Below are 16,575 nucleotides of genomic sequence, written 5' to 3' on the forward strand. Positions count from 1 at the left end.
ATGTGTCATTCGAGGATAGCCGTCCAACCATTGACAGGACATATTCACATAGCTACGCTTCTTATCAGCGCTAATTTTTGTAGCGCTCCAATTTTCTAGAGTCGGGCCGTCGGCCTGGCAATTTCAAAGGAGAAATCGATGGCTGACAGTTTAGGAGTTGCCGTAATCGGCGCCGGAATGGCAGGAAAGGCGCATGCGGCCGCCTACCGGACGGCGTCCACGCTGTACAGCCCGGTTCTTCCTCCCATCCGGCTGGTCTCCATCGGCGATGTCAACGCCGAGTTCGGCTCTCTAGCGGCGAAGCGTTTTGGCTACGAACGCAATGACACCTCCTGGCAGGCGATCGCCGAGGCCGATGACATCGACGTCGTGAGCGTCGTGATCGCGAACTCCCTCCACCGCGAAGTCGTGGAGGGCCTGCTGGCCGCCGGGAAGCACGTGCTGTGCGAAAAGCCGCTGAGCGACTCGATCGAGGACGCCCGGGCCATGGCCGAGGCTGCCCGCAACGCCAGCTCGATCGCGCGCATCGGGTTCACCTTCCGCCGCACGCCGGGCATCGCCTACATCCGCGACCTCATCCGCAACGGCGTCCTGGGCAACGTCCTGCACTTCAGCGGGCGCTACTGGACCGACTATGGGTTCAGCCCTTCGGCCCCCATGAGCTGGCGCTACAAGGGCGGCCAGGGCTCCGGCGCGCTGGCCGACGTCGGAAGCCACCTCACGTACGTCTCCGAATTCCTCTGCGGTGACATCAAGTCCGTCAGCGGCGGGCACCTCAGCACCGTGATCGACAAGCGCCCGCTCCCGCTCGCCGCGGTCATGGGCCACGACCACGTCGCTGTCAGCGACACCTTCGAGCCGGTCGAAAACGACGACTACGCGGCGTTCTCCGCAGAGTTCGAAAACGGTGCCGGCAGCTTTGAAGTCTCCCGCGTTGCCGCCGGACACGCCAACAGCCTCCAGTTTGAAGTGTTCTGCGAGAACGGTGCCGCCAAGTTCGACCAGCGCCGCCCCGCCGAAGTCCAGCTGTTCCTCAACGATGGCTCCGGCAACGAGAACGGCTACCGCCAGGTCATCCTCGGCCCGGGCCACCCCTACATCGCCGGCGGCCTGGCCATGGACGCCCCTGAAGTCGGCTTCGGACAGAACGACGCCTTCGGCTACCAGGCCCGGGCGTTCCTGGAGGAAGTTGCCGGTCTCGGCGAGGCGGAGTCGCTGCCCCGCTGCGCCACCTTCGACGAGGGCGTGCGGAACATGGAACTGCTCGGCGCGGTCACCGAATCGGCGCTCAACAACGGAAAGAAAATCACGCTGTGAAACTCGGCGTCTACAACGCAATCCTGCACGACCGTCCGCTGCCCGAGGCACTCAAGGTCATCGCCGACCTCGGACTGACCGGCATCGAAATCAACACCGGCGGATTCCTGCCGGCCGTCCATGTTCCCACCATGGACCAGATCCTCGAAAGCGATGCGGCCCGTGATGACTACCTCGCGATTTTCGAGGGGACCGGCGTTTCGATTGCGGGCCTGAACTGCAACGGCAACCCGCTGCACCCCAAGCGGGAGATCGGCGAGAAGCATGCCGAGGACATCCGCCGCTCCATCCGGCTGGCGCACAGGCTGGGACAGGACCGGGTGGTGACCATGTCCGGCCTTCCCGGCGGCGAACCCGGGGCCACCACCGTCAATTGGGTGGTCAACGCCTGGAACTCGGCCGCCCTGGACGTGCTGGACTATCAGTGGAGCATCGCGGCCGACTTCTGGAAAGAAACCGACCGCCTCGCCGCCGACCACGGCGTCAAGGTTGCCCTTGAACTGCACCCGCAGAACATCGTGTTCAATACCGCGGATGTGTACAAGCTCATCGAGCTCACCGGCGCGACCCACGTCGGCGTCGAGCTCGACGCCTCGCACCTGTTCTGGCAGCAGATGGATCCGGTCGCGGTGGTGCGCGAACTCGGTCCGCTGGTCTTCCAGGCAGCCGCGAAGGACGTCCGAGTGAACACTGAGAACGCCGCGCTCTACGGTGTCCTCGACAACAGCTTCCGCAGGCTTTCCCCGGAGGAAAACCGCACCAACCTCGGCGGCGACGAGTGGGCCAACGAGTGGCCCAAAAACTCCGCCTGGGACTTCGTGGCCCTGGGCCGCGGGCACGACACCGCCTACTGGACGGAGTTCCTGCGCGCGCTGTACGAGGTGGACCCGAACATGCTCGTCAACATCGAGCACGAGGACACCTCCCTGGGCCGGATCGAGGGCCTCCAGGTGGCGGCCAAGGTCCTGCGGGACGCCGACGCGGCGCTCTCGGCGTCGCTGCACCTCACGAACTGACCGTCGTTCGATCAATACCCCGAGGTCGCCGGAAAGCGCCGGGTTCGCCGTAAAAGTCCGGCGAACGGGCAGCTTTCCGGCGAATTCGACGGCGGTGCGGACAGCGCCCGAACAGAAAGGGCCCCATACGGTGCGCATCGCCCTCGGAGCAGGGCAACTATGCCGGGTTCTACACCGAGTTCGCCCGCGCGGTTCGGGACGGCGGGCCGGGACCGGTGCCGGCCGTCGAGGGGGTACGGACCCTTAAGGTGCTCGACGCCGCCCGGCGCAGCGCACTGGAGAACAGGGGTGTGGGGCTGGACGGACAGCACCCGGAGTAGGGGCCGCCGTCGTGCGGTGAATCGCGAGGTCGCCGGAAAGCTGCGGAATCGCCGGAACGTTGTGGCGACCTCAAGAGGTTCCGGCGAATTCGACGCCGGGTCCGGAACGTTTCGGCGACCTGGACGGCGGCAGCGGAACCTAGGAGTAGTACCGGCCCAGGGTCTCGGCCTTGAAGTCGAAGAAGTTGCCCGACTCAATGGCCAGGCGCGCATCGTCCACCATCTTCACCACGAAGCGCTCGTTGTGGATCGAGATCAGCGTCGCCGAGACCATCTCCTTGGCCTTGAACAAGTGGTGGATGTAGGCCCGCGAATAGTTCAGGCAGGCGTAGCAGTCGCAGTCTTCCTGGAGCGGGCCGAAATCGCGCTTGTACTTGGCGCCGGAGAGGTTGAACCGGCCGGTCGGGTGATAGAACGCCGAGTTCCGGGCCACCCGGGTGGGGGAGACACAGTCGAACGTGTCCGCGCCGTTCTCAATTGCGGTGAAGATATCGTCGGGTTCGGAAATGCCCAGGAGGTGCCGCGGCTTGTTCTCCGGCAGCTCCTCATTGCACCAGCGCACGATCGTGCCGAGGTTCTCTTTCTCGAGTGCGCCGCCGATGCCGAAGCCGTCGAAATTCATGGCGCCGAGGTCGCGGCAGGCCTTGCGGCGCAGGTCCTCGTACTGGGCGCCCTGGATCACCCCGAACAGCGCCTGGTAGGGCTTCCCGACGCGCTCGGATGTGAGCCGGAAGTGCTCGGTGATGCACCGCTCGGCCCAGCGCCGGGTGCGTTCCAGGGATTCCTCCTGGTAGCCGCGCGAGTTCTGCAGCGTGGTCAGCTCATCGAACGCGAACATGATGTCCGCGCCGATCTGGTGCTGGACGTTCATGGAGATCTCGGGGCTGAACCGGTGCCGGTCGCCGTTGAGGTGGCTCTTGAACCACACGCCTTCCTCATCGACGTGGGCCAGGCGTTCCTTGCCGGGGGCGACGGCGTCGTCCGGCCCTGAATGGTCCACCGATTTCATGTCGATGACCTTCTTGAACCCCGAGCCCAGGCTCATCACCTGGAAGCCGCCGGAATCGGTGAACGTGGGCCCGCGCCAGTTCATGAAGGCGCCCAGCCCGCCGGCCTCGTCCAGGACGTCCGCGCCCGGCTGCAGGTACAGGTGGTACGCATTGGCCAGCACGGCCTGCGCGCCGAGCTCGGCGATGGATTCCGGCAGCACGGACTTGACCGTGGCTTTGGTGCCGACGGCGATGAACGCCGGAGTCTGGATCTCGCCGTGCGGGGTGGCGATGGTGCCGGTCCGGCCCAGGAACTCCCCGCCGTTGGCGGCGATCTGACCGGCCGACGGCGGGCACGCCTCACTCAGGCGCTTGCCCACACGGAAGGAGAACTCGGACTGCCGGGCAGGCGCGGGCGGCAAAGAAGCAGAGACAGGATTGGCTGGCACGGTTCAAGTGTGCCAGCTAACGCGGCCTAAGCCTTAGTGGACGGGATCCGATGTGGGGTAGTTCTCAGCCCGCCATTTGTCCCAGTAATTGCGGATCGCGTCCAGCTGGTGGGCCCCGAGGTCATAGGTGGAGACGATCGCCAGGGATCCGCCGTCGGGCCGGACGTCCGCGATGGCGGGCTGGTCCGCCACGATCAGCAGGCCCTCGCCGTGCTCGGCGTAGTTGTGGACCGTCAGGCCCACCTGGTGATTGCTGCGGAACCAGACCTTGCCGGAGATCTCCTCGCCCGTGGGCAGGGTGAGCGAATACGGGTCCCCGGGCGCCGGGACGTCGCTGAGCCCGAGGTTTTCTATCGCCGAGCCGCCGGTGCCGGGCACGGAGAAGAAGAAGGTCCGGCGTTTGCCGTGCGGGTGCCGTTCCAAGGCGAAGCGCAACTGATGGAGGAAGGTCAGCCAGCCTTGGGTGATGTCCTCGTCCCACGCGGCCCATTCGGAATTGTGGTCGATCGCCGCCCGGGTGACGCTGACTTCCGTGCCCGTGGGGACAGGTTTCAAGGTGAAGACGTCTCCGCCGTCGACCACCAGGGAGGTGTGGTCCGCGCCTTCGACCACATTGGGACCGAAGTAGATTTCGTTGATTTCGGCCTCTTGGTCATCGGCGTTCCAGCCGTGCCATTGGGCGATTCTGGCGGGTTCGCGCAGCATGGTCCAAACTTGCTGCGCGTCCGAATTGATCACAACGCTCAGATTGTTCGTCATGGGGTGAATCTACAACGCCAGGCCCCGAACGGGTAGGGGCGAACGGGTGGGCAGGACCGGCTGGGACCGGAGAAGATTGGCTGGGCCGGATCGGAACGATCGCAAGGCCCTTAGGGGCGGACGGATTCCAGCTCGTTGCCGATCCGGCGTTCCAGCTCGGCGGCGCCGATGGTTTCAGAGCCGCCGTGCGCGCGCAGGAACAGGAGCGCCTCGAGCCGGAGCAGCCGCCATTCGCGTTCCGCATCAGGGTTTGAGTTGTCGATCGAGCGGAAAATTTCCTTGTCGTACAGATTGGGCTCGTTGAGCGAGCGCTGACGCACCTTGGCGTTGATCCTGGCCTTGAACGGGTCTGCTTCCATGGCCTCCGGCGCGCGAAGGAATTTCTCGTAGATTCCGGCGCGCTCGTCCTGCCCCAGCTGGCGGCATATGTAGCTGGAGAGCGCCAAGGACGCCTCCACCGAGGCCCAGCGGCCAGGGTTGCCGTCGAACGGCAGGACGTTGAGCAGGTCCGCGACCGCCAGGGCGTTTTCGGCGTCCTTGAGCATGACGAAGAGCTCGTGGGCGAGGTCGCTGAGGTCCTTCAGGCAGCTCCCTGACTTGGTGTTGATGCCCTTGGCAAGCCGTTCGCTGAGCAGGAGCACGCCGACGGCGCCCGGATGGGCCTCTGCCACCGCCTCCACCACGGATTCCGGTGTGCCGTCCGGTGCCGGGATGAGCGCCAGGTCCGTCTCGCTGGGTCCGCTCACCGCGGGCGGCACCAGGGGCAGCGGAGGAACGACGACGCCGGGCGTCGCCGCCTCGGAGCCCTCCTGGCCCGGGGCGGGGGCCGTGCCGGCGTCGGATGCATCGGCGTCGGATGCGCTGGCATCGGAAGTAGCGGAACCTGTATTCGGGGGTGCTGTATCGGCGGTGCCGGCGGCCGCGAAATCGGTGAACTCCGCGGCTTCCGTCGTGTCCTCCGTGTCAATCTCAGCCGTCTCCGCGTCGTCCGCGTTCTCGGTGATCCTCACCGTTGATCCTGCCGCGATCCGCAGCACACCGCCGCCGCTGAGGGTCGCCAGAACCATGGCGGGCGTGCCGAAATCGTCGGTTTCGACGTCCACCTGATGGACCTCGGCGGAGCGGTTTCCATCGGGCAGAATCAGGTGATCGCCGGCCCGTAGAGATCCAGCCTGAAGTTCACTGTGGTTCCGGGAGGCTGGGGGGTGGGTCATCGGGAGTCCTTAAAGTTCTCTTGCAGTCCGCCCAACAGTCTACAAAATCAGGTGCCCGAAGTCGGGGACGCTGCTGTTGCCCCGAGCGTCCCCGGGGCGGCGCCGGACCCAGGGGAACCGGCTAGTTGCCGACTCCCGCGAAAGCCAGCGCCTGCCGGATCAGGGCACCGCGGCCGCCGCTGAATTCAAGCTGCACGTCCGAGCTCATGACCTCCTGCGGGGTCATCCAGGTCAGCTCCAGGGCGTCCTGCCGCGGGGAGCATTCTCCCGTGACGGGAATGATGTACGCCAGGGCGACGGCGTGCTGGCGGTCATCGGTGAAGCCTGTGTGCGACGGCGACGGGAAGTACTCGGCCACGGTGAACGGCACGGGGCTGACCGGCAGTTGCGGGAAGGCGAGCGGGCCCAGGTCCTTCTCCATGTGGCGGAGGAGCGCGGCGCGGATGGTCTCGCGATAGAGCACGCGGCCCGAAACCAGGGAGCGGACCATGGTGCCGTCCGCGTCGGCCTGCAGGAGGGTGCCGACCTCGTTAACAAACCCCAGCGGATCCAGCCGGACCGGAACGGCCTCGACGTAGACCATCGGCAGCCTTCCCCGCGCTTCGAACAAGTCGTCGTCGGAGAGCCAGCCGGGATTCGGGTCAGGGGTGCGCACATTCATGGTTAAGTTCTACCCCATCCCTGACCCGTTCCCCGCGCCGCGCCTCAGATCGGGGATATTGTTTGTGCCCCAGGTAGGTGCACCGCGCGGACGGGATCCGGCACATAGAGTCCTGCCGCGCTCAGCCCTCCGCGGGTGCCGCGGAAATCCAGAGCGGCGGGTGGGCGGCCACTCCGTCCGCATCGGGGTTGACCACGTGCAGGGTCGGGATGGCAGCTTCCTCAATGACCGCCGCCTCGTGACCCGCCTCGTTCAGCCGCTCATGCAGGGCGTCAAAGTCGCCGGCGTATTCGAAGCCGAAGCCGGCACGCGCGGTCCCGGCGCCTGCACCGACCATCAAGATCCCGCCGTTCTTCGCCGTGAACGCTTCGGACTCCGCTGTGTCAGCGCCGCTGCCGGCGCCGCTGCCCGGGACCGGCCGGGGCCGGGCACCGATATCGCGCAGCGTTTGCGCCGCCGCAACGGCGTTTTCGGAGAACCAGACGCCGACGACGGCGAGGCCCGGGTCCGCTTCCGCCGACCCGCCCCAGCTGCCGTCGGCATCGCGCGTGGCCGGGTCCGCGAGGAAAGTGAAACCGTCGACAGCGGTGATACGGCAGGAAGACCCGTGGTCCGCTTCGATGAGTTCCGCGGTGGTGCCGCCGGCCGGGCCGGGACCGCCCTGCGCCCCCGCCTCCGTGGTCCGCCGGGCGAATTCCTTCAGATCGCCCACTTCGACGCCGAAGGATGTGGTGCCGTCCTCTGCGGAGCCCTGCTCGACGAAGTGAAGGGCAAGGCGGCCGGAACCGGCGTCGAACACCCGCCAGGTGGGCTCGTCTACGGTCTTGACTAGGCCCAGATCGGTGAGCAGCCGCTCCCATTCATCAAGGCGGGAAGTGAAGTGGATCGGGCGGACGCGCAGCATCGTTGCTCCTCGGGTGGTCACGGGTTTCGGTTCGCAGGGATATCGTCCCACCAAAGCGGTACTTGTGGTCAGGTCCGAAGGGCACAATAGGGCCATGGCTGTTGAACTGGAGGAATTGCTGGTCAAGGATGCCGCCGAGTGGCGTGCCTGGCTGGAGCGGCATCACGCGCAGAGCCCCGGCGTATGGCTGGTGCTGCACAAGAAAGGCGGCTCGGTGACCGAGCTGGATTACGAGGCTGCGCTGCAGGAGGCGCTGTGTTTTGGCTGGATCGACGGGCAGGGCCGACGGCGGGACGAGGAGAGCTCCTACCAGCGGATGACACGGCGCGGACCCAAGAGCGTGTGGTCCGCGCGGAACGTGGAGCGGGTTGAACGTCTCGAGTCGGCGGGGCGGATGGCCCCGGCCGGACAGGCCGCCGTCCTCAGCGCCAAGGCGGACGGGCGCTGGGAAGCCGCCTATTCGGGCGCGGCCACGGCAGAGGTCCCGGAAGACCTCGCCGCGGCCATCGCGGCGGACCCCCGGGCGCAGGCAATGTTCGAGGTCCTGACCTCGGTGAACCGGTATGCCCTGATCTATCGCACGAACGGGGTTAAACAGGCCGCTACGCGAGAGAGGAAGATCGCCGGGTTCGTGGAGATGCTCGCCCGGTTCGAAACGCCGTACCCGCAGACCAAGCGGCCCCGGGAAGAGTAACGGCGGCCCCTGTGGCCCCGGCGGCCCCGGGAAGAGTAACGGCGGCCCCCGCCGCGGATCCCAGAGAACTCCCAGAAACCGTCCGGGTTACGGGTAGTTGCCGCTGGCAGGATGGAGCGATGCTCCCTGCCCAACGTGCTCCGCGACCCTCCGCCCGCCCGCCGCTGCCGTCCCAGCGGCGGCTCTTCTTCGTGGCCGCGGGCTTGCTGGTCGCGGGGGAGACGATCTTCTGGACCATGCTTGCCGCGGTGCAGTCGAACAGCGGTGCCGCTGCCTTGGACGGGCCCGTGCACGACGGGCTCGTGGCGTCCCGGGACCCGCTGGCCACCTCCATCCTGACGGCCGTGACCACGGTGACGTCGCCACTGTGGATGACCGTGATCGGCTGCATGCTGGCCCTGGCATGGGCGGCGTGGAAACGGGAAATCTGGCGTCCGGCCCTCTTGGTCGGTGCCATGGCGGCAGCCCTTGCAGTGTCCACTCTGATCAAGCACGACGTCGCCCGCCCCCGGCCTGCCGCCAGCGATTTCATGCTGGGCCCGGACGACGCCCTGTCATTCCCCTCGGGCCATACGTTCGGCGCAGGCGTCTTCCTGTGCGTTCTGAGTTACCTGCTGGTGACGGGCCGCGGCACGCGGACTAGCAAACGAACGACGTCGGCCCTCAGCTTCGCGGCCGCGGCCGCGGGGACGCTGGTGGTCGCCTTCAGCCGGCTTTACCTGGGCTATCACTGGCTGACGGACGTGCTCGCCTCCATCGGCCTGGCGCTCGCCGTCACCGGGACCGTCATCCTGGCCGACGGGCTGCGCACCGCCAGGGCCGCCCGGCTGCCGGCGCCGGCCGTCCCGGCCGCGCAGGCGGCAATGCCGGCTCCGGCGTACGCGGCGCAGGAGTACCCGTCAGAAGACGGGCTGTTAGAGCCCGACGCCCATCGCCTGGGCGATCACCACCGCCGAGGCTGAGGACCACGCCTGCGGGTGGCACGACGCCGGGTAGGGCACCGCGACCCCCGAGTCCTCGGCCCGCACCCCGGCGAACACCTCCGGCAGCCGGTGCCCGAACGAGGCTGCCGCGCCGAGCAGGCCATCGGCCAGGGTCCGTGCCTCGGGGATGAACCCGTCGGCCAGGAGGCCGCGGATTGCGATGGCGGTGTCGTGGCTCCACACGGATCCGCAGTGGTAGCTGAAGGGCCAGAACCCCGCAGCACGCCGGGAGATCGTGTGCACGCCGTAGCCGGAGAACAGCTCCGGGCTCACCAGCCGGTCAGCCACGATCCGGGCTTCGGCCGCATCCAGGATGCCAGTGCCCAGCAGGTGTCCCATATTCGAGCCCGGGATGTCCAAGGGAACCCCGTGCCCGTCCAGGGCCATGGCCGGAAAGGGCCCGGCGTCGTCGTCAACCCAGAAGCGCTCCCGGAACCTGAGCCGGAGGCCGGTAGCGAAGTCCCGTAGCGCCGGGCCGCCGGGTTCCCCGTAGGCGTCGAACAGCTCGGCCGTCTGCAGGGCCGCCTGGTACGCGTAGCCCTGCACCTCGGAAAGTGCGATCGGCCCCTCCGCCTGCCGGCCGTCGCGGAACTGCATGGCATCCCGGGAATCCTTCCAGCCCTGATTGCTCAGGCCGTGCCCGGTCGCGTCCCGGTAGCTAAGGAACCCGGCGTTGTTGCCCGCTCCCGCGCCGGCGGCGAGCAGCCAGTCCGCGGCGCGTGCCGCATTCGGCAGCAGGGACCGGATAACGGCGTCGTCCGGCCCGGCGCGCCAGAGTTCACCGAGCAGGCAAAGCCACAGCGGGGTGGAATCCACGGCGCCGTAGTACACCGGAGGCAGTCGCAGGCCCTGGCTCTCGAGCAAAAGTTCCTTGGAGCGCAGCTCGTGCAGGATCTTGCCGGGTTCCTCGGCAGCCGCAGGGTCAGTCCGGGTGCCCTGGAAGGCCGCCAGGGCCCGCAGCGTGCCCGCGGCAAGCCCGGTCTCCATCCCGGTGTCCAGCGGCAGCAGCAGCCGCGCCGCCCACAGCGAGTCGCGCCCGAACAGTGTGAAGTACCAGGGCGCCCCGGCGGCGATGAAAGGAGCGTGCGGAAGCTGGCGGGTGGCCAGCCGGAGCCCGGCCACTTCATCCAGGGAGTTGTCCAGGAGCAGGCCCAGGGCCCCGGCCGGTCCGGTCCGCGGCGGCCGCGGGGCGGGCGGCCGCGCCGCCACCACGGCGTCGTCATCGTCGGTCAGGACGGCTTGCCATTCGGCCTCGAACGGCCGGCCCCGGCCCAGGCTCCCGCGCCAGGCGAGCCGGCCCTCCGAGGTCACAGCACCGGGCGCCGCCACCGCGAGGCTCTTCCCGCCCTCCCGCCAGCGCAACGCCGACTGGTCGGCCGAGACCGGCGCGGACGCGTCGCGAAAGCGGCTGAGCCGGATCTGGGCCATGTCGGTGAAGTCGGCGGCCAGCTCAACGTCGATCTCGACGTCGAGGGAATCCAGTGACGTGCGCAGCTGCAGGGCATGGCGCACCGCTCCGGGCGTCACGGTCCAGGTCTGGACAAGCTCGACGGCGGGATCTTCTGTGGGCCCCGGGATGCCCCGGACGAGTCCCCGCACGCGCAGCACGCCGCCGGGCTGGGACTCGACGGTGGCCGGTTCTGGCTCCAGGCCGTTGACACGTACGAGGGCGCGGCAGAGCATCCGGGTGTCGCCGTGAAGGAGCCCGGTGAACCCGGCTGGATCGGTGGACCCGCCGGCCGGATCGGTGGACCGCCCGGCTGACTGACCGGACTGCCTGGCGTCTGGCGGGTTGGACTCGCCGGCCAGACGGCCGTCGGGATCGAGCCACAGCTGCGTCGGGGCGGCAACGGAGCAGTGCTGGCGGTGCAGGCCTGGCTGAACAGTCATTCGCCCACCCTATGCCGGGGCCCACGGAGGGCTCAATGTCCTATTGGACCGGCGCGTCGTCCATCGGGAACGCCACGGCCTCGCCCACCACGCGCAGCCTCAGCTCGGTGCCGGGGCGTGCGATGGAGGCGTTCCAGTGCCGGATGGTGATGATTTCCCCGCCGCCGGGGTAGCGGTGGTCCGGGACGGCGCCGGCGGCAAGGACCGGCGGGACGGGGAGCTGGAGCCGGACGGTGGTCTCGGGGCCGAAGTAGTCGGTGTCCACCACGGTGCCGCGGATGGGGCCGTCCTCGGAAATGCGGATCTGCTCCGGCCGCAGCATCAGCTGGACCCGGCCCTGCGCCGGCGGGCGTCGCACGGGGATCCCGCCGAGCGAACACGTGGCCAGGGAACCTTCCATCCAGGCATCCAGGATGACGGCGTCACCGAGGAACTCCGCGGTGGCGCGGTCCGCCGGGCGTGTGTAGACGACGAACGGGTTGCCGATCTGGGCCAGCTTGCCGCCGCGCATCACGGCCACCTGGTCGGCGAAGGACAACGCCTCGGCCTGGTCGTGCGTGACGAGGATCGTAGTGACCCCGGCGTCCTTCAGGACCTGGCCCACCGCGCGGCGGGTCGCCACCCGCAGGCCGGCGTCCAGGGCGGAAAACGGCTCGTCCAGCAGCATGAGCTCGGGCTCGCGGGCGAGCGCCCGGGCCAGCGCGACGCGCTGCTGCTGGCCGCCGGAGAGCTGGTGTGGGCGGCGCTTGGCCATGGACGGGTCCAGCGAGACCATTTCCAATAGTTCGCTCACCCGCGCCTTGACGCCGCTGCGTCCGCCGGGGAGTTTGCCGCTGTCCAGGCCAAAGGAGATGTTCTGGCCCACGGTCAAGTGCGGGAACAGGGCGCCGTCCTGGGCCACGTAGCCGACGTGGCGCTTGTGGGCCGGGACCCAGGCGTCCTCTCCCGCCACCTTGCTGCCGTTGAGTGAGATGGTGCCGGTATCGGGGTGTTCGAAGCCGGCGATCAGCCGCAGGAGGGTGGTCTTGCCGGAACCGGACGGTCCCACGATCGCCGTCGTTCCGCCCTTGGCGACGGAGAGGTTGACGCCTTTGAGTACCGCCTGGGGCCCGAAGTTCTTGGTGACCGCGTCGATTTCCAGGTGGCTGTTGGTGCTGGGCGCCACGGACGCCGCGATCCGCGGCTCGGGGAGACGGGAGGGTGCCTCGTGCGGAGGGTAAAAATCGGTCACTGTCCGGCCACTTTCTTGGACTGCTGGAAAAGGAGGTAGGTCATGGGCGCCGAGATCAGGATCATCAGGAGCGCATACGGAGCGGCGCCGGCGTAGTCAATCTCGCTGCTCTTGCTCCAGAACTCGGTGGCGAGCGTGCGGGTCCCGTTGGGGGAGAGCAGGAGGGTGGCCGTGAGCTCGTTGACGATCCCTAGGAACACCAGTGCCGCGCCGCCGGCCGCGGCGGGGGCCGTGAGGCGCAGCGTCACACGGAGGAACGCCAGCAGGGGCGGCTTGCCGAGCGCCTGCGCGGCCTCGTCGAGTTCCTTCGGCGCCTGGGCCAGCCCGGAGCGGAGGTTCACCAGGGCCCGGGGCAGGAACAGCAGCACATAGGCCGCGATCAGGAGTCCCGAGGTCTGGTACATGTTGGGGAGCATCCGGATGCTTACGGTCACGAACGCCAGGCCCACCACAATCCCCGGCATGGAGCTGGTGATGTAGTTGGAGAGCTCCAGGGACTTGCTGAACCACCCCGGACGCCGCACGGCAAGGTAGGCCATGGGGAACGCGACCAAGGTGGTGACCACGGCCGCGGCGATGCCGTAGGCGAGGGTCTGCAGCAGGGCCGGCATGAACTCCTCCGCGGCCCAGACATCCGGCCCGCCGGCGATGACCCAGCGCAGCACGAACGTCAGCGGCAGGCCGAACGCCAGCGCAGTGAGGGCGATCAGGGACAGCTGGGCGGGGACCTGATACGCGTGCAGGGGCAGCCGCAAGGCGCGCGCCTGGGCACCCGAGCCGATCCTGGCGTACCGGGCGCTGCCGCGGCTGCGGACCTCCACGAGCAGCAGGATCAGGCACAGGAAGACCAGGACGCTGGCGAGCATGTTCCCGGCGGTGCCGTTGAAGGTGGACTGGTACTGCACCATGATCGCGGTGGTGAAGGTGTCAAAGCGGATCATCGCGAAGGCCCCGTATTCGGCCAGCAGGTGCAGCGCGACCAGCAGCCCTCCGCCGGTCATGGCGATGCGCAGCTGCGGCAGCACCACGCGGAAGAAGGCGCGCCAGGCGCCGAGGCCGAGGGACGCGGCGGACTGTTCGATGGCCGGGTCCAGGCGGCTGAGGGTCGCGGCGGCCGGGATGTAGACGAGGGGGAAATAGGACAGGGTGGCGATCAGGACCCCGGACCACAGCCCGCCGAGGGAGGGGACCGCGGAAACCCAGGCGTAGCTGTTGACGAAGGCGGGGATGGCCAGCGGGGCCGCGAGCAGCACAGCCCACCACTTCCGGCCCACCAGGCTGGTGCGTTCCACGAGCCAGGCGCCGCCCACGCCCAGAATCAGGCACAAGGGCACCGTCACCACGGTCAGGAGCACAGTGTTCAGCAGCAGTTCGCCCACCCGAGGGCGGAAGATCAGGGAGACGGCGGTGTCCCACCCGGTGGCGGCCGTCATGACGATCACGTAGGCCAACGGCACCAGGGAGAACAAGGCGATCAGCACCGCCACGATGGACACAACAGAGACGCCGAAAGGCGGGCGGGGTCGCTTGACCCTGCCCGCCGTCGTCGTGCCAGTCGTCAAATCACCGGATGGACCTGGGACCGCCAGCTTGTTAGCCACTGCCGTTACAGCAGCCCTGCCTGGGTCATCAGTTCGGTGACCTTGGCGGAATTGAGCTTGGCCGGATCCACGGTGGGTGCCTGCAGATCCTTGAGCGGTACGAGCTTTTCGTTGGACGGGACGCCCGAGCCGACGGCGTACTCGAAGGACGTGCCCTTCTGGAGTACTTCCTGGCCCTTCTTGCCGGTGATGAACTTCAGGAAGGCCTGGGCGGCCGCCGCGTTCTTCGAGGACTTCAGCACGCCGCCGCCGGAGACGGAGACGAAGGCGCCCGGGTCCTGGTTCTTGAAGTAGTACGGCGTGACGTTGTTGGAGTTCTCGCCGGTCTTGGCCTGGTCCCCGTAGTAGTAGTAGTGGTAAATCAGGGCGGCGTCCACTTCGCCGGCGTTGACGGCCTTCATGGCCGTGCTGTTGCCCTTGTAGGCCTTGGAGTTTTCCTTCATGCCCTTGAGCCATTGCTGGGTGGTGGCTTCGCCCTTGAGCTCCAGCAGGGCCGAGACGATCGCCTGGAAGTCGGCGCCCGACGGCGAGGCGGCCCAGCGGCCCTTCCACTCGGGATTGGCCAGGTCCAGCATCGACTTGGGCAGCTTGTCTGCGCTGATCTTGTTCTTGTCATAGACCAGCACGGTGGAGCGGGCCGCGATGCCGGTCCACTTGTTGGTGGAGGGGCGGAATTCGGCGGGTACCTGGTCCACGGTGGCTTTGTCCACGTCCGCGAAGAGGCCGGCGTTTTCCACCTGGGCCATGGCGGGCGAGTTCTCAGTAAGGAAGACATCCGCCGGCGACGCCTGGCCTTCCTGGACGATCTGGTTGGACATCTCGGTGTCGTCGCCCTGGCGCAGGGTGACCTTGATGCCGGTTTCCGCGGTGAAGGCGTCCACCCACTCCTTGGTCAGGGACTCGTGCTGGGCGTTATAGACCGTGATCTCACCCGACGGGGTGCCGCCGGCGGCTGCGCTGCTGCCGGCCGGGGAGGATGAACCGGAGCCGCAGGCGGCCAGGCCCAGGGCGGCAGTGGCGGCCAGGGCGATGCCCGCCAGTGCGTTGGTGCGGATCTTCATGGGGCTACTTTCTGCAAGGAAGTCGTCGTAGGTGCCCTGACCCCCGTGAGCGGGGAAGTTAGGGCATGCTCACTAAGAAAGACTGTAGGTTAGCCAAACCTAAGCAACCAACCTGAGAACGCGTTAAGTGATCAGGATCACATGAATTACGAAACTATTGCGTGACGTAATTAGCGCCGACGTCGGGGCGACCTACGGGGCGTGTGCCGGGGCAATCGATGCGGCTGCCTCCAGAATCATCCAGGCCTGCAGTTGGGTGGAGAGCTCGACGGCGGCGCCCTCCGGATAGCTGCGGCGCGCCGGCAGTTCGGTGCGGTTGGAAAAGACCAGATGGCTGCCCCCGCGGGCGAGGCGGTCGTGGGCCGGGAGAATCCGCCGGCCCTCCCAGAGGGCCTGGGCGGTGTCATTTACGAGGGTCGCCGCCGTGGCCCGGGTTTCGGCCGGAAGGCCCTCGTTTAGGGCTGCAAGGGCCAGATATCGGACCAGGATCCCGGTGAAGAGTCCGCCGTCGCCCGTTCCCTCGCAGCGCAACACCGCCGCGCTGCGGCCCAGCAGCGGCGCCGGCTGCGTGAGGCTGCGCGCCACGGCCTCCACCAGCGCGGCCGCCCGCTCGAGGTTCGCCGCGCCCCCGAGTTCCAGCAGGGCGCCGAGGACGGGCCCCTGGTTATAGGTGTAGATGGTCTCTTCCAGTACCGCTTCGCCCGTGCCGGAAATCCGCAATCCGTCCCGGTACAGGCCCTGTTCAGGCGCGTAGAGCCGGGCGTCGAGCCAGTCCAGCAGCGCCTGGGCCTTGGCCCGGTTGCCCGTCCGCGCGTAGTAGAGGGCCACCGGTGCGGTGGCGGGCGTGTTCTTGAAGTCCCGTTTCTTGCTCCAGAAGGTGCCGCCGCCCAGATTGTCCGTGGAAGCGGCGTCGAACTGGAGCGTCAGGCTCTTCAGGACCTTGGCGTTGCGCTCCCGGCCGGTGCGTTTGCGGGAGTCCTCGGCGAGCCTGTCCAGCCGGAGCGTGGCGAGGGCCAGCCAGGCCATGTCGTCGTAGTAGTCATTGACCACCGTGAGGAAATTGCGGAGCCGGATCCCGGTGACGAGCCGGGAGGCGAGCCTGCCGGCGCTGGGCCGGTTCTCGCCGTCGAACTTGGCGCCCGGATGCCCCGACGAGCCCAGCTCCCGGCGGCCGGCGTCCACGAGGCAGTCCAGGTAGTGCGCCTGCCACCAGTAGTGCCAGGGCCGGGACAGGTTCTTGAGCCGGCCCGAGGGCCGGAGTATTGCTCCGATGTGGGTCCCCGGCAGGAAAAAGAGCCGCTGTCCGAAGAGCCTGGTCACCGAGCGGGCGGCCTCGTCCGCGCGGAAGGACCAGTTGGGGGCGGCGTCGGCTCGGGTCATGGTTCAAGCCTAATCGCGGGACCTGCCCGGACACCGTTCGTGACGGCGGCCTCCAGGGGTGCAGTCGAGGTCGCAGTGCAATCGTGCCGGCAGGCGTGCGGTGGAA

General features: G+C 68.0%; 15 protein-coding genes. 5 read left to right on the forward strand and 10 right to left on the reverse strand.

Annotation, left to right across the window (positions count from 1 at the left end; genetic code table 11):
* Positions 1-138 precede the first annotated feature (138 nt).
* The 3 genes from ABD243_RS05140 (at position 139) to ABD243_RS05150 (ending at position 2,653) form a co-directional block, all read left to right on the forward strand.
* Positions 139-1,317: a Gfo/Idh/MocA family protein gene (locus ABD243_RS05140; protein WP_344362799.1), complete on the forward strand. Its 1,179-nt coding sequence runs from the start codon at positions 139-141 to the stop codon at positions 1,315-1,317.
* Entirely contained in the window at positions 1,314-2,333 is a 1,020-nt protein-coding gene (locus ABD243_RS05145) for a sugar phosphate isomerase/epimerase family protein (protein WP_344362802.1), read from the forward strand. The genes ABD243_RS05140 and ABD243_RS05145 overlap by 4 nt, the downstream gene beginning before the upstream one ends.
* 125 nt (positions 2,334-2,458) lie before the next feature.
* Positions 2,459-2,653, forward strand: a complete 195-nt coding sequence (locus ABD243_RS05150) for a Gfo/Idh/MocA family oxidoreductase (protein WP_344363123.1) — start codon at positions 2,459-2,461, stop codon at positions 2,651-2,653.
* Between the two features lie 139 nt (positions 2,654-2,792).
* On the opposite strand, the gene tgt is transcribed toward ABD243_RS05150, so the two are convergent.
* From tgt to ABD243_RS05175, 5 genes are all read right to left on the reverse strand, one after another.
* Entirely contained in the window at positions 2,793-4,091 is a 1,299-nt protein-coding gene (gene tgt, locus ABD243_RS05155; RefSeq protein WP_344362805.1) for a tRNA guanosine(34) transglycosylase Tgt, read from the reverse strand.
* 33 nt (positions 4,092-4,124) lie between these two features.
* A complete protein-coding gene (locus tag ABD243_RS05160) occupies positions 4,125-4,850 on the reverse strand; it encodes an SRPBCC family protein (protein WP_116767107.1) in 726 nt (241 codons plus the stop codon).
* A gap of 110 nt (positions 4,851-4,960) precedes the next feature.
* Positions 4,961-6,064, reverse strand: a complete 1,104-nt coding sequence (locus ABD243_RS05165; protein WP_344362808.1) for a DUF6707 family protein — start codon at positions 6,062-6,064, stop codon at positions 4,961-4,963.
* 121 nt (positions 6,065-6,185) lie between these two features.
* Entirely contained in the window at positions 6,186-6,725 is a 540-nt protein-coding gene (locus tag ABD243_RS05170) for an NUDIX hydrolase family protein (protein ID WP_091255041.1), read from the reverse strand.
* Between the two features lie 121 nt (positions 6,726-6,846).
* A complete protein-coding gene (locus ABD243_RS05175) occupies positions 6,847-7,629 on the reverse strand; it encodes a VOC family protein (protein ID WP_344362812.1) in 783 nt (260 codons plus the stop codon).
* 94 nt (positions 7,630-7,723) lie between these two features.
* On the opposite strand from ABD243_RS05175, the gene ABD243_RS05180 reads away from it, so the two are divergent.
* Positions 7,724-8,323: a YdeI/OmpD-associated family protein gene (locus tag ABD243_RS05180; protein ID WP_344362815.1), complete on the forward strand. Its 600-nt coding sequence runs from the start codon at positions 7,724-7,726 to the stop codon at positions 8,321-8,323.
* A gap of 119 nt (positions 8,324-8,442) precedes the next feature.
* A complete protein-coding gene (locus tag ABD243_RS05185) occupies positions 8,443-9,285 on the forward strand; it encodes a phosphatase PAP2 family protein (RefSeq protein ID WP_344362817.1) in 843 nt (280 codons plus the stop codon).
* Here ABD243_RS05185 and ABD243_RS05190 read toward each other — a convergent pair.
* The 5 genes from ABD243_RS05190 to ABD243_RS05210 all read right to left on the reverse strand — a co-directional run bounded on the left by ABD243_RS05190 (position 9,238) and on the right by ABD243_RS05210 (position 16,469).
* Complete coding sequence (locus ABD243_RS05190; RefSeq protein ID WP_344362820.1) at positions 9,238-11,196, reverse strand: glycogen debranching N-terminal domain-containing protein; 1,959 nt, start codon at positions 11,194-11,196, stop codon at positions 9,238-9,240. The genes ABD243_RS05185 and ABD243_RS05190 overlap by 48 nt on opposite strands.
* Positions 11,197-11,236: 40 nt before the next feature.
* Positions 11,237-12,373, reverse strand: a complete 1,137-nt coding sequence (locus ABD243_RS05195) for an ABC transporter ATP-binding protein (protein WP_202615851.1) — start codon at positions 12,371-12,373, stop codon at positions 11,237-11,239.
* 50 nt (positions 12,374-12,423) lie between these two features.
* Complete coding sequence (locus ABD243_RS05200; RefSeq protein ID WP_116767101.1) at positions 12,424-13,923, reverse strand: ABC transporter permease; 1,500 nt, start codon at positions 13,921-13,923, stop codon at positions 12,424-12,426.
* Positions 13,924-14,033: 110 nt separating this feature from the next.
* Positions 14,034-15,089 carry an iron ABC transporter substrate-binding protein gene (locus ABD243_RS05205; protein WP_344362827.1) on the reverse strand — a complete coding sequence of 352 codons (1,056 nt, stop codon included), beginning with the start codon at positions 15,087-15,089 and terminating at the stop codon, positions 14,034-14,036.
* Positions 15,090-15,281: 192 nt separating this feature from the next.
* Positions 15,282-16,469, reverse strand: coding sequence for a glycoside hydrolase family 76 protein (locus tag ABD243_RS05210; protein ID WP_344362830.1), 1,188 nt, complete (start codon positions 16,467-16,469; stop codon positions 15,282-15,284).
* Positions 16,470-16,575: the final 106 nt, after the last annotated feature.

This window comes from Arthrobacter humicola (assembly GCF_039531445.1).
Taxonomy (GTDB): domain Bacteria; phylum Actinomycetota; class Actinomycetes; order Actinomycetales; family Micrococcaceae; genus Arthrobacter; species Arthrobacter humicola.

Excerpts from the sequence above, each read along its gene's own strand:
- ABD243_RS05180 (WP_344362815.1), top strand. The coding sequence starts at position 7,724 with ATGGCTGTTGAACTGGAGGAATTGCTGGTCAAGGATGCCGCCGAGTGG.
- ABD243_RS05190 (WP_344362820.1), bottom strand. The coding sequence starts at position 11,196 with ATGACTGTTCAGCCAGGCCTGCACCGCCAGCACTGCTCCGTTGCCGCC.
- ABD243_RS05140 (WP_344362799.1), top strand. The coding sequence starts at position 139 with ATGGCTGACAGTTTAGGAGTTGCCGTAATCGGCGCCGGAATGGCAGGA.
- ABD243_RS05165 (WP_344362808.1), bottom strand. The coding sequence starts at position 6,064 with ATGACCCACCCCCCAGCCTCCCGGAACCACAGTGAACTTCAGGCTGGA.
- ABD243_RS05205 (WP_344362827.1), bottom strand. The coding sequence starts at position 15,089 with ATGAAGATCCGCACCAACGCACTGGCGGGCATCGCCCTGGCCGCCACT.
- ABD243_RS05170 (WP_091255041.1), bottom strand. The coding sequence starts at position 6,725 with ATGAATGTGCGCACCCCTGACCCGAATCCCGGCTGGCTCTCCGACGAC.
- ABD243_RS05160 (WP_116767107.1), bottom strand. The coding sequence starts at position 4,850 with ATGACGAACAATCTGAGCGTTGTGATCAATTCGGACGCGCAGCAAGTT.
- ABD243_RS05210 (WP_344362830.1), bottom strand. The coding sequence starts at position 16,469 with ATGACCCGAGCCGACGCCGCCCCCAACTGGTCCTTCCGCGCGGACGAG.
- ABD243_RS05185 (WP_344362817.1), top strand. The coding sequence starts at position 8,443 with ATGCTCCCTGCCCAACGTGCTCCGCGACCCTCCGCCCGCCCGCCGCTG.
- ABD243_RS05175 (WP_344362812.1), bottom strand. The coding sequence starts at position 7,629 with ATGCTGCGCGTCCGCCCGATCCACTTCACTTCCCGCCTTGATGAATGG.